Source organism: Terribacillus aidingensis, from assembly GCF_900215625.1.
GTDB lineage: Bacteria > Bacillota > Bacilli > Bacillales > Amphibacillaceae > Terribacillus > Terribacillus aidingensis.
In genome coordinates, this window is record NZ_OBEK01000002.1 from 441,412 (window position 1) to 453,692 (window position 12,281).

Sequence of the window (12,281 nt, forward strand, 5' to 3'; positions counted from 1 at the left end):
ACCGCATAGGTACTTTCACCCGTGAAGGAAAATATGCGGTCATCTATTTTTTATTTCATCTATCTTATCGACTTGACTTTATCGATATTGTATAGTCTAATCTGTTCAAAATTAACAGACTTTGTAAATGATTTTCCATATTATTAGTGAAGCAGCTATATAAAAGTTACATTTTACAAACTCAACCAAATAATCAATCACCTAGTTGTCGTCAATTCAAGACGTTGCTGTTAAATAGAGCTGACGTGACGTAAATTACAAACCTTAACCAATGTATTTTTACAATTAAGAAGAACATCAAAGAGCGTATTTTACATGTAGTTGGGGAGATGTTAGCAGCAAAAAGTCATGAGGGTTGTTAAAATTTTACTAATAATGAACAGGCACGATATGATAATACATCTAAAAGGTTAATTGGTATTATTTCGTACTGCAGACTTACATGTATTTATCCTAGAAAAAAACAAAGAAGGCAGCTCACGTTGCGTGGCTGCCTTCGTTTATATTTATAGATCGAGAGTGTGATGCATTGATTTTAAAATTCGGTGAAACGGTCAGGTATTGCATGTAATCAAAGACTATTTTGGGATGCGTCTATAGATTTTACTAGCTCATCCGGATTGATTGCGCTTATCACGACAGTCTGATATTTCAATGTGAGTTCGATGCCATGCTTGCCGCTTGAAATATATCCAGTTTCGCCTTTGAAATTTACTCGAAATCCCCAGCCGCCAAACCGAGTGAGCGGGCTGAATTTGATAGGCTTGCAGTGTTTTATGTCTTTGAACTTAAACTTCTTATATTGAAAATGAAACGGCATAAAGCGAATGTATAAACCATCTTCTCGAACTTCCACAATCAGTTTCGTCCATTTTAACAGAATCAAAGGGAAAGCGACCCCAACTATAAGCCAAAATATAATCACAGTAGCATTTGATACGGGTCTGTTTCCGAGCGGTTCACCAAGCAAAACTTGGTGAATAAAGCTATACCACATAAGTGCGGCGAAGGACAAGAAGAGTATCCAAATTATAGGCTGCGGTCTTTGCACTTCCTTGTATAGTACGTTTCTCGTTTTTATATCTTACACTCCTTCGGTTGGAACATCGGATGTATTACTTCTATTAAATCTTAATCCGCTATCGTATCTTTAGGGAGCAAATGAAGCATCTCCAAATAAGAAGGCAGATAAAAGTATCATGGGAATGACAAAGAGAATTGAGAAAATCAAATTAATAATTACTAGAAGAATTTTAAACTTTTTCTTTTTTATAAAGAAAGAACACACAAGCCCGATTAGAGGATTAATTAAAAGAAAGACGATTAGAAAGTTCATGGCTTCTCTTGCATGGTCTGCACTTGGGGGTACTACATTGATATATATATCCAATAAAGCTACTGCTACCAGTGTCAGAAGTGGGGATAGAATAGAGACAAGAAAGGGAAAGGTATATTTTTTAAATGTCCTCACATCCTTCGTATAATAAAGCACCGTTACGTTAACTTTCAATTAACTATAAAGCTCTGTAAGAAGAAATAAAATAGATCATTCCTTCTTACAATTACTCTTATAGCATTATGATAGAACTTTTATTGATTAATTAATTCAATAAGCCTTTTGACTGCTTCAACGTCTCCAGGATCAACGTATACTTCTTCCGTATTAGAAATAATCTCTTCAAATGTTTCTCGCATTGCAGCTTCACCCAGATTTTCACCAGGTGGAGTGCCTCCATACCATCTTCCAAGCAGAGGTACATTATAAACATTAATTGTACCATCTCCATTGCTACTATACGTGACAGACCCATCTGCTATGCGGGAACCGCTCAGCTGGGTTACATCTTCTGGATAGTCCGCAACCGGAAAATACTCAGGTTCCAGCGGAGTGCCTGCTGGGATATGCGTTACATTCAACTCGTCGATTTGCTGATTCGGTCCAAGCTGCAGCCAGATGCGGGCATATTCGATTTCTTCATCGGAATACTCCGCCAACAGATTGTTGTTTTCATATGTATTATTTGAATGAGTATCTGATTGAGGATTTGTAATAGCTTCATTAGAGTCGTTTTCATCTGAAGCGACTGAAATTTCTCCCGAATCATTTGTGCTGGGTGAACTAGAATCAGCTTCTGGTTTTTCTGTATCGTCTATCTTCGTGCTACGGTCACGTGCTTGTTCCTCTGCTGTAGAATCGCCATCACCCGAAGCTTTTTTTAATTCTTTGTCACCATCCGCACATCCAGTCAATATCAACAACAGCACGACTATAGCATGACAGAGTAATAGTGTTGTTTTCCAATTCATGTGAATCTTCCCTTTCATTTGTTACCACTTACACTTTACATGATAGTACCATATAAAGGAAGTGGAATGGAGTTAAATGAAGTTCTCGCTCTAGAAAACCATTTTTTATGCAATATCTTGATTGAAGAACCGTTCCAGCACAATAATTGTGTATTGCACGTACTAAATTGCTGTCGTTATCTATAATCTTGTACATTCTAGTAATATATAAGTAATCAGAAAAGAGTGGGTGTTAAATAATGGTTAAATAAGGAAACGCAACCATTTTACTAGTAAAAAAACAGTTTTTTGGAAAAATAAAGAAGGAGTCTTGCGGATTTTCTAATGATAATCCTTTAGAATAGTTATGATAGAGTTATTGGCTATTTACATATCCATGTAAGGAAACGGAGATGCAAGCAAAACCGCGTTCAAAATAATCGAAGCGGAGGGTGCTGTTGACCTGCAGGTAAAGCAGTGGGGTCTTGTTTCTGGAAGTAATTCTCTTACGGTTGATAATTCTTCTGCAGTGAATATAAAGATGCATCCGACTTTTTTTCACTAAACATAATCGGATTAGTATGTTTGGGAATGGTGTATTATTTATACCTCTACTGTTAATTATTGCGGTTGCAACATTTATAGCTGCTTTTGTCTTGGATTAAAAAATTGCTTTGTACTTGCTAAAGAAGAGATAAGATAAAGTTAAGCCGGAAAGGATTTCCTTTCCGGCTTATTTAATTTATAGTAATATTTACAGGTGATAGACTGCTATTATTACATGTTTTAGGAGGTGACAAAGGGCTTGAAAAAGAGGACGCCAGAAGAATGTAAAGACAGTTCGCTCATGTGCTTTATCATTACAGGATTCCTTTTTGTAGGTTATATTTTCGTTTTCTTTATGGAGGGAGGATTTGATAAGGGTATATTTACTTCCTTGCCTTTATTTTTTATTTCTTTAATTGCGGGTTTCTATTATAGAGGAAGAGCAAAAAAACTAATAAGACTTAGTTAAAGTGAGCGCTATAACAGCTTTATATTTTGTGATACTTATGTCTTCTTCATGATGTGAATGGCATCTAGTGACCTAAAAATGAAGGGAAAAGGATAATGAATGAAGTACTAACGACTAGAAAAACGGCTCGCCGGATTAGAGCGAGTTTGAAAGCAGATTGCTCGAAGTGTTTCGGTTTATGTTGTACGGCGCTTCATATTATTGCATCAAATGATTTCCCGATTAACAAGCCGGCAGGTGTACCGTGCGACAATTTGCAGGCTGATTATGGCTGCAGGATACATAGCGAATTAAGAGGAAAAGGGTTTAAAGGCTGTACAGTATTTGACTGTTTAGGTGCTGGACAAGCTGTTTCACAGAAAACTTTTAGAGGCAAAAGCTGGCGGGAGAATCGGAATATTGGCGAGAAAATGTACCAGGTGTTTCCCATTATGGAGCAAATTCACGAAATGATTGCGTACACTGCGGAAGCTCTCTCGTATGAATTACCGCAAACTTTAGCTAAAGAATTGAGCAGACAGTTAAAAGAATTAGAAGCCTTAACAGAGCTAAATGCTGATGAATTAGCAGCTCTTGATTTGGTCATGTACCGTTTTTCATTAAATGAGCTGCTTATTTCTGCAAGTGATATTATAAGAGAGAAAAACATGAAAAATGTACGTATCAGGGGCAGAGAACTAAATCAAACCAGAGCCGATTGGATGGGGAGAAAAGTAGCGGGGCAGGATTTGCGGGCAACAAATTTTAGGGGTGCTTATTTGATTGCTGCGGATCTGAAAGATACGGATTTAAGAGCAGTTAATTTTATTGGTGCTGACTTACGAGACGCTGATTTTAGCGGGGCAGATCTCTCTGCTAGTATGTTTTTGACCCAAATGCAAATAAACGCTGCAAAAGGAAATAATAAGACAAAGCTGCCTTTTTATTTAGAGAGGCCATCTCATTGGTAAAAGCATGTTCTTGCTTGTTAGGAGAGCTAGCTGCGCTAAACATAATCTAGCGCAGCTATTGTTTTATCATTTACTAATCTGTGTTTGCGGAACTCGCAACGGAAACGCCTGCAGTTTTTCAAAACCTTTCCCAATTCCTGCAGCCGCATGACTATCAGACCCTGGAACAAGCGGGATGCCAAGCGCTACGGCGTGTTGGATAAGTTGAGCTGACGGATAAATTTCTTTACACAAGGGCTTGTACAGCCCGGCTGTATTAACGTCCAGTTCATAACCATTCTTCTTCATTAACGCTAACAGCTGCCGTTGCTCTGGCCAAAAATCGGCAGGCTGAGGGAAAGCGAGTTGGAATTTCTGAATCAACGTGATATGGCCAATGCGTTTTGGCTTAAATCTGCCAAGTTCTGCTTCAACAGATGCTTGTAAACTGTCATAATAAGCTTTATAGAGTAACGTTAGTCCGCCAAAAGCTTTTGCCGCACGACCAAACTCTTCTTCACTAAAGTCAATGCAGAAAAAAGACTTATCTGGCGCTTGCAGCATGTGAACAGAGAGAATACTGTCATCTGTTTCGGCTCCATACATATCAAGAAACTGCTTTGTAGCGTGCTCATAACCTTGGATATAATCAACTTCAAATCCGATGTTGATCTGCAGATCTTGCGCATATTGCTTCTGCAGCGCTTGTCCTTCTTTCAAATAAGCTTCCACCTTATCTCGATCCATGGTGCTGTCTTTCTGGGGAGCAGGGTCCGAAAAGCTTTCCGGAAGCGGAGCGTGCTCGGTGAAAGAAAGGTGAGTCAGTCCTTTTGCCAGTGCCTGCAGGACATAAGCTTCCATGTTATCAGCAGATCCGTGCTGACAATAATGTGTATGTACATGAAAATCTCCAATCATATGAATGCTCCTTTTGTTATGTATTGACGCTAGTATCTCATTATGTTACATTCAAATCAACAGAAATCCTTTACTTCGGTAAAGTGGTAGAATGATAAAGATAGAATCGGAGGGTTTGAAATGTTCTTACCTGCAGGAAGCCGTGATTTGACAGGCAAACAGCTTACCAATCGCGTTGCTATATACGAAACGTTCCAGTCTGTTGTGAATTTACGGAATTATCAAGCGATTGAAACGCCTGTCATTGAATATGGCAATACTTTTACCAATTCATACGCTGGCATGACGCTGAAAAAGATGCTCAAATGGTTTGATGAAGAAGGAGAGATTGAAGTACTGCGGCCAGATTGGACGATTGCTGTAGCAAGAGCTTTATCCAATCAGCAGTCAAAGCGGCAGAAATGGGCGTACGCTGGTTCCGTGTTTCGAAAAGACCACAATGGCGTCGAAAGTCACCAAGCAGGAATTGAGATTATTCGGACACCAGGACTTTACGGGGAATATGAAAGCCTGTTCACTGCAGTTCGTTTCTTACGAGAGCTTGGCGTGGAGAGTTACAGCATCGAACTAGGCCATACCGAAATCTTTGAAACGTTTATCTCTACTTTAGAATTGAATGAAGAAAAAGCATCTCAAGTAAGGCAGGCTATGCATGACAAACGAAAAGATGAAGTGTATCGGCTGATTAGCGAAACGGGAAGCGAGCAAACAGCAGCAGCGGTTGCTGATCTGGCCGATGCTTTCGGCGGGACAGCTGTATTAGCTAAATACGAGCAGGAATGGGCAGAGAATCCGAAACTGCTTGCTGTCATTCAAGAATTGCAGCAGCTGGCAGTTTCGTTAGAAGAGCTTGGGCAGGACGTTATTGTTGATCTTGGTCGTGTAAAACAGCTTCCTTATTATAATGGCGCCATGTTCCGCGGCTTTCTGGCTGCTAACGGAGCAGAATGCTTCTCTGGAGGCAGGTATGATGAGCTGTATGAACAATTTGGCGGCAGCATGAGCGCTGTCGGATTAGCATTTGATATGGATGTACTCGCAGCAGCACTACCAGCGGCAGCTAAGCAAGAACGAGTTTGCATCCTTACAGATGCAAAAGGTTTAATTGCTGCGGAAAAACTGCGTGATAAGTTCCCGCATGCTGTCATCGACGTCAGAACCGATGAAACCGCAGAAACGTATGATCAAGTCTTTCAGCTAGTTCGAAACGGCGAAGAATATGAGGTGAAGGCGAAATGAAACCAGTTATTGCGTTAACGAAAGGCCGGGTTGAGAAACAATTCCTTGCTTATTTGGAGGAGCGTGCAATTGACAGTACACCGCTCGTGGAAAAAGGGCGCAAATTGAGTGTGGAGACAGATCAAGCTATCTATTTCTTCGCAAAAGGCGTTGATGTGACCACATACGTGGAGCATGGCATTGCCGATCTTGGTGTAGTTGGCGAAGATATCATTGCGGAGTTTCAGCCAGATGTGTTCAATCTTTTCCCGCTTCCGTTCGGCGCTTGTAAGATGGCAGTTGCTGCTGAAAAAGAGAAGGTTTGGCCTGACCGGAAGAAAAGAATTGCCAGCAAATACACAAATATAACTAAGCAATTTTACTTAGATAAAGGTGAATCAGTCGATATTATTAAACTGGAAGGATCCGTGGAATTGGCTCCGCTGCTCGGGTTGGCGGATGCGATTGTCGATATCGTGGAAACTGGTACTACGTTGAAAGAAAATGGGTTAGAAGTTATTGAGGATATTCAACACTTCACTGCCAGAGTTATTGCTAATCGTTCTTCCTTGAAAATGAAACGTGATATATTGCAGCCTTATATAACGCTTCTGCAGGAAGAAGTGAGTACATCATGAAGAGACTGACTAGCGCGCAATTTGCGGAACAGTTTTGCACCCGCAATTCAGACAGCGGTTTTAATGCTGAAGTGCTGCAGACAGTTTCAGCCATTTTGCAGGATGTTCGTCTGAATAGAGATGAAGCCGTTCAAAAGTACACGGCAAAATTTGACGGTACAACAGTGAATCAGCTGCATGTATCAGCTGCAGAAATACGGGAAGCCAAGGCAAAAGTTTCCCCAGCAACACTGGCGGCTTTACAAAAAGCAGCTGCTAATATCCGAGCGTTCCACGAGAAACAAGTGACTCCTTCTCGTATCATGACTGCAGAAACTGGCAAACAGCTGGGACAGCTCGTACTGCCGATGGAGCGCATAGGTATTTATGTACCTGGAGGCAAAGCAGTATATCCATCCACGATTTTAATGAATGCTATACCAGCACGTCTGGCAGGCGTTCAGGAAATTATTATGGTGACACCCGGAAAAAACAACGAAGCTATTGCGCCGGTACTAGTTGCTGCAGCAGAAATTGCTGGCGTAGATAAGATTTATAAAATTGGCGGTGCTCAAGCAATCGGCGCTTTAGCTTATGGCACTGAAACGATTGTGCCAGTAGATAAGATTGTCGGACCTGGTAATGCTTATGTGGCTGCAGCTAAAATGCTAGTGTTTGGGCAGGTGGGAATCGATATGATTGCTGGACCATCTGAAGTAGCCATTATTGCGGATGAAACAGCTGATCCTGCATTTGTTGCGGCAGATTTGTTAGCACAAGCTGAACACGATGAAAATGCCAGGGTTGTGCTTTTGACAAACAGCGAGGAGCTTATCGAAGCAGTGGAACGTGAGCTGGAAAGTCAACTTGAGAAGCTGCCGCGCAAAGCTATCGCTCAAGCAGCATTGAACGGGAACAGCGCGATTGTCCTGACCAGTTCGCTGGATGAAAGTTTTGCGTTATCCAATAGCTTTGCTCCAGAACATTTGGAAGTACAAACATGCAATCCACAAGCGCAGCTAGGCAAAATTAAACATGCCGGCTCCGTTTTCTTAGGTTCTTATGCGCCGACAGCATTAGGCGACTATTACGGCGGCACGAACCACGTACTGCCGACAAACGGCACAGCTAGATTCTCTTCCGGTCTCAGCGTGGATGACTTTATCAAAAAAACGACGTACACATATTACGATAAACAAGCACTAAAACAAGGCCAGGAAAGTATTGACCAGTTAACAGAAGAGGAGCAGCTGGCAGGGCACGGGGAATCGATCAACATCCGGTTCAAGGAATAGACAGGGGGAAGCACGATGCGCAAAGCCGAAAAAGCACGCAAAACGTTTGAAACTACGATCAATATCCAAGTGAATTTAGATGATAACAGCAATATATCCATCAGTACAGGAGTCGGTTTCTTCGATCATATGCTTACGCTGTTCGCAAGTCATGCTAGAATCGGCTTAGTCGTGGAAGCAGAGGGTGATTTGCATATCGACAGTCACCATACAGTGGAAGACACCGGCATTGTACTCGGACAGCTGATAAAAGAAGCACTTGGCAGCAAAGAAGGTATAAACCGATACGGGCATGCTTTTGTACCGATGGACGAGACATTAGGATTTGTCGCGCTGGATATTAGCGGCCGGCCTTTCTTAGTTTTCGATGCATTGTTTGAAAACCCAAAACTCGGAAACTTTGATACCGAGCTTGTGCGGGAATTTTTCCAAGCCTTTTCTGTTCATGCTGGTGTGACACTTCATGCTAAAGTGCACTATGGTTCCAATACACATCACAAAGCGGAATCCTTGTTCAAAGCGCTTGGCCAGTCACTAGCGACTGCTATTCAAGTAAACCCTGCTATTAAAGGTGTCAACAGTACGAAAGGGCTGATCGAATGATTGCTATCGTCGACTATGGTGTTGGCAATGTGGCAAGTGTGGCCAATGCTTGTAAGCAGCTAGGATATGAAACGATTCTGACGGATAAGAAAGAAGAATTTGAACAAGCAACACATATTATTCTGCCTGGAGTTGGATCGTATCGTGCCGCAATGGAAGAAATCGAGCGACGCAATCTTCGTGATTTGCTCCTCGATTTAGCATCTCGCAAACCGTTTATCGGCATTTGTGTCGGCATGCAGCTGCTATTTGAAAAAGGCTTGGAGCATGGAGAAACCGAGGGACTCGGTCTCCTGCCAGGAACAGTTGCCAGGATTGAAACAGAGCATTTGCTTCCTCACATCGGCTGGAACGCATTAGAAGTGAGTGATAATTTCCCGGAATACTCCAATCATCAAGGGGAGCATGTTTACTTCGTGCACAGCTATCAAGCTTATACACCAGCAGCGTACATTGTCGCCAGTACAGAATACGGCACCCAAATCCCAGCAATTGTGCAAAAAGGTACGATTTGCGGTATTCAATTCCACCCAGAGAAAAGCGAGAAAGTGGGACAGCTATTGCTGCAAAGTGTGTTTGAAAGCAGCCAGCAGTCTGTGCGTAAGGAGGAAAGCAAATGATCGCCAAACGTATTATTCCATGCTTGGATGTAAAAGAAGGGACAGTCGTTAAAGGAACAAATTTCGTTTCGCTGCGTGAATTAGGAGACCCAGTGGCAATGGCAGCAGCTTATTCAAAAAGCGGAGCCGACGAGATTGTCTTTCTCGACATTTCCGCAACGCATGAGGGACGAGCAACCATGATGGATATTGTGCGTCAGACCGCACTGCATGTGTTTGTGCCATTCACAGTTGGAGGCGGCGTTCGTAAGCTTGAAGATATGAAGACAATGCTGCAAGCTGGAGCTGATAAAGTAGCGGTTAATTCAGCTGCAGTCGCCAATCCAGCGTTGATCACCCAAGGTGCAGAGACGTTTGGTTCCCAATGTATCGTGGTTGCTATTGATGCAAAGCGTTTTGACGACGGCTGGCACGTTGTCACCCACGGCGGACGCAAAGATACTGGTATTGATGCAATCGAATGGGCGAAGGAAGCAGAAGCAAGAGGTGCAGGAGAGATTCTGCTGACCAGCATGGATGCAGATGGTGTGAAAACCGGTTATGACTTGCCGCTTACAAAAGCAATCGTGGAAAATGTCCGTATTCCCGTTATCGCTTCCGGAGGCTGCGGCAGTCCTGATCATATAACCGAAGTATTCCAACAAACAGATGTATCAGCAGCACTCGCTGCGTCTATTTTTCATGATAAAACATTCAGCATCGAAGAAGTAAAACAAAACTGCCAACAGGAAGGAGTGCGCATCCGTGAAGCCTGATTTTACAAAAGGACTTATCCCAGCCATTGTGCAGGACAGCCAGACGAAGCAAGTGCTGATGCTTGCTTACATGAATGAAGAAGCATACGAAAAAACAGTCGAAACAAAACAAACATGGTTCTATTCCCGCTCAAGAGAAGCGCTCTGGAACAAGGGAGCAACGTCCGGTAACGCGCAGCAAGTCGTCGACATGAAACTCGACTGTGATCAGGACACCATCCTGATTAGCGTCCTTCCGCAAGGACCAGCCTGCCACACAGGAGAAGTGAGCTGTTTCTATAACGAGACGCCAATTACTGGAGAAACATCTGAAGAAAAGAATATATTCCACACTGTCATGGAAGAAGCAGAAAATCGAAAAAAACATCCTGTTGAAAATTCGTATACCAACTATCTGTATCAAAAAGGCGTCGACAAAATCGGTAAAAAAGTAATTGAAGAAGCTGGGGAAGTGGTTATCGCAGCAAAAAATGATGATGCAGAGGAATTGGTTAATGAGGTAAGCGACTTGCTGTATCACAGCTTCGTGCTGCTTGCCAATCAAGGCGTAAGCCTGCAGGAAGTCGAAGAAGAGCTAGTTCGTCGTTTTCAAAAGAAGGGAAATAATAAAGGAGAGCGTCCGCCGATAGAAGAGTGGTGACGCTCTTTTTTATGTTCAGGTTTCTCATTCTTCACTGACAGGCAGCGAACTGTTGACAAGTGATGCTATTATGCAATACTATATACCGGTACTTAGTATTACATAATACCATATACTAAGTACTGAACATTGCTAATTACTAATGGGGGATAACACTTGGACAATATAACAGAAATGCTAAAAGGATTGCTGGAGGGGTGTGTGCTTGAGATCATCAGCCGAGGCGAAACGTATGGCTATGAGATAACACAACAGCTGCGACAGCTTGGATTTACTGATGTGGTTGAAGGCACGGTTTATACGATTACGATGCGTCTGGAGAAAAATAATTTGGTGGACATTGAGAAAAAGCCATCCACTATAGGGCCGCCGAGAAAGTTTTACACACTCAACACAGCAGGTAAAGCGCATCTTGAAAACTTTTGGGGGAAGTGGGCATTTGTATCAAGCAAAGTTAACGAACTCAAAAATAAAAGAAGATAAGAAGGAGAAATAAAATGAATATATTCGAAAAGATTATCGGAAATCTAGATGACAAGCGAGAATGGAAGGCGATGGAGGCACGTGCGAATGCACTTCCAACGGAGTATCACAACGCATATAACGCCATTAAAAAATATATATGGACCGCTGGAGGTGCCACCGACTGGAAGGAATCCAGCCGAATCTTTCATGTCATTCTTGATTTGTTCGAGGAAGGTGCAGCGAAAGGCAAGAAAGTAACTGATCTTACTGGTGAAGATGTCGCCGAGTTCTGCGACGAACTAATGAAGGGGGCGGAAACTTGGAAAGACAAGTATCGTACAAAGCTAAATAACACGATTAATGGTAACTAACATATCCACCAATGTGCATAGATGATTTGCGTTTTCTTCTTACTTTTCATTATTCAACTTTTATCATTGCTTAGTTAACGGAGCGGCTACAATGTATATAACTAAGCTTTTCAAGGTTGATTTCTTCTTCCTAACGTGTGAAGACCAGCTAACAGTGCCATAGTTCCTGGGATTAAATAAAGACCAGAAAGCGCATAAACACCTGATACAGAAGTAAGGATCAGTAACCAACCGCTCCATAATGGCTCTTTATTTAAGAAAAAGGAGCAAACTACTGCGATAATTCCGCTTAACATACCTAAGAATCCTATATTTCCAAACGTGTAGGAATCATCAATCACAGCAAATAATTGGGCTGCCAGCGAAATAAGAAATCCGAGAATACCTCCAGTTAGAGCTACATACTTCATACCTAATCACCCTTCTAAATGAGATTAAACAAGTAGTGAAGCGAACAGCTGTATGTTTGTTAGGAGAACAAAGTACTTATTATTGTATAACAATAGCATCTTTAGCATGTTTACAAATTATGCTACCTACTTTAATTTA

15 protein-coding genes are annotated in these 12,281 nt (G+C 42.0%); 11 read left to right on the top strand and 4 right to left on the bottom strand.

Annotated features, from left to right (window positions below; genetic code table 11):
• Nucleotides 1–571: 571 nt before the first annotated feature.
• A complete protein-coding gene (locus tag CRO17_RS07485) occupies nt 572–1,081 on the bottom strand; it encodes a DUF6141 family protein (protein ID WP_097040874.1) in 510 nt (169 codons plus the stop codon).
• A 118-nt stretch (nt 1,082–1,199) separates the two neighbouring features.
• On the opposite strand from CRO17_RS07485, the gene CRO17_RS07490 reads away from it, so the two are divergent.
• On the top strand, nt 1,200–1,484 hold the full coding sequence (locus tag CRO17_RS07490; RefSeq protein WP_097040876.1) for a hypothetical protein: 285 nt from the start codon (nt 1,200–1,202) through the stop codon (nt 1,482–1,484).
• A gap of 106 nt (nt 1,485–1,590) precedes the next feature.
• On the opposite strand, the gene CRO17_RS07495 is transcribed toward CRO17_RS07490, so the two are convergent.
• Complete coding sequence (locus CRO17_RS07495; RefSeq protein WP_097041944.1) at nt 1,591–2,307, bottom strand: hypothetical protein; 717 nt, start codon at nt 2,305–2,307, stop codon at nt 1,591–1,593.
• Nucleotides 2,308–3,732: 1,425 nt separating this feature from the next.
• On the opposite strand from CRO17_RS07495, the gene CRO17_RS18025 reads away from it, so the two are divergent.
• On the top strand, nt 3,733–4,251 hold the full coding sequence (locus CRO17_RS18025; RefSeq protein WP_425444408.1) for a pentapeptide repeat-containing protein: 519 nt from the start codon (nt 3,733–3,735) through the stop codon (nt 4,249–4,251).
• Between the two features lie 66 nt (nt 4,252–4,317).
• On the opposite strand, the gene hisJ is transcribed toward CRO17_RS18025, so the two are convergent.
• Complete coding sequence (gene hisJ, locus CRO17_RS07510) at nt 4,318–5,148, bottom strand: histidinol-phosphatase HisJ (RefSeq protein ID WP_097040882.1); 831 nt, start codon at nt 5,146–5,148, stop codon at nt 4,318–4,320.
• Nucleotides 5,149–5,268: 120 nt separating this feature from the next.
• Between hisJ and CRO17_RS07515 the strand changes: the two genes are divergently transcribed.
• The 9 genes from CRO17_RS07515 to CRO17_RS07555 all read left to right on the top strand — a co-directional run bounded on the left by CRO17_RS07515 (nt 5,269) and on the right by CRO17_RS07555 (nt 11,732).
• Complete coding sequence (locus CRO17_RS07515) at nt 5,269–6,387, top strand: ATP phosphoribosyltransferase regulatory subunit (RefSeq protein ID WP_097040884.1); 1,119 nt, start codon at nt 5,269–5,271, stop codon at nt 6,385–6,387.
• A complete protein-coding gene (hisG, locus tag CRO17_RS07520) occupies nt 6,384–7,004 on the top strand; it encodes an ATP phosphoribosyltransferase (protein WP_097040887.1) in 621 nt (206 codons plus the stop codon). Before CRO17_RS07515 ends, hisG begins: the two co-directional genes overlap by 4 nt.
• Entirely contained in the window at nt 6,998–8,278 is a 1,281-nt protein-coding gene (gene hisD / locus CRO17_RS07525) for a histidinol dehydrogenase (RefSeq protein ID WP_425444428.1), read from the top strand. Before hisG ends, hisD begins: the two co-directional genes overlap by 7 nt.
• 15 nt (nt 8,279–8,293) lie before the next feature.
• Entirely contained in the window at nt 8,294–8,881 is a 588-nt protein-coding gene (hisB, locus tag CRO17_RS07530; RefSeq protein WP_097040891.1) for an imidazoleglycerol-phosphate dehydratase HisB, read from the top strand.
• Nucleotides 8,878–9,501, top strand: coding sequence for an imidazole glycerol phosphate synthase subunit HisH (gene hisH / locus CRO17_RS07535; RefSeq protein WP_097040893.1), 624 nt, complete (start codon nt 8,878–8,880; stop codon nt 9,499–9,501). Before hisB ends, hisH begins: the two co-directional genes overlap by 4 nt.
• Nucleotides 9,498–10,256 (top strand): imidazole glycerol phosphate synthase subunit HisF, encoded by a 759-nt coding sequence (gene hisF, locus CRO17_RS07540; RefSeq protein WP_097040895.1) that lies wholly within the window; start codon nt 9,498–9,500, stop codon nt 10,254–10,256. The genes hisH and hisF overlap by 4 nt, the downstream gene beginning before the upstream one ends.
• Entirely contained in the window at nt 10,246–10,896 is a 651-nt protein-coding gene (gene hisIE / locus CRO17_RS07545; RefSeq protein ID WP_097040897.1) for a bifunctional phosphoribosyl-AMP cyclohydrolase/phosphoribosyl-ATP diphosphatase HisIE, read from the top strand. The genes hisF and hisIE overlap by 11 nt, the downstream gene beginning before the upstream one ends.
• Nucleotides 10,897–11,052: 156 nt before the next feature.
• Nucleotides 11,053–11,379: a PadR family transcriptional regulator gene (locus CRO17_RS07550; RefSeq protein WP_097040899.1), complete on the top strand. Its 327-nt coding sequence runs from the start codon at nt 11,053–11,055 to the stop codon at nt 11,377–11,379.
• Between the two features lie 14 nt (nt 11,380–11,393).
• Nucleotides 11,394–11,732, top strand: a complete 339-nt coding sequence (locus CRO17_RS07555) for a DUF1048 domain-containing protein (protein WP_097040901.1) — start codon at nt 11,394–11,396, stop codon at nt 11,730–11,732.
• 110 nt (nt 11,733–11,842) lie between these two features.
• Here CRO17_RS07555 and CRO17_RS07560 read toward each other — a convergent pair whose 3' ends face one another.
• Entirely contained in the window at nt 11,843–12,142 is a 300-nt protein-coding gene (locus CRO17_RS07560) for a hypothetical protein (protein WP_097040903.1), read from the bottom strand.
• Between the last annotated feature and the right edge of the window lie 139 nt (nt 12,143–12,281).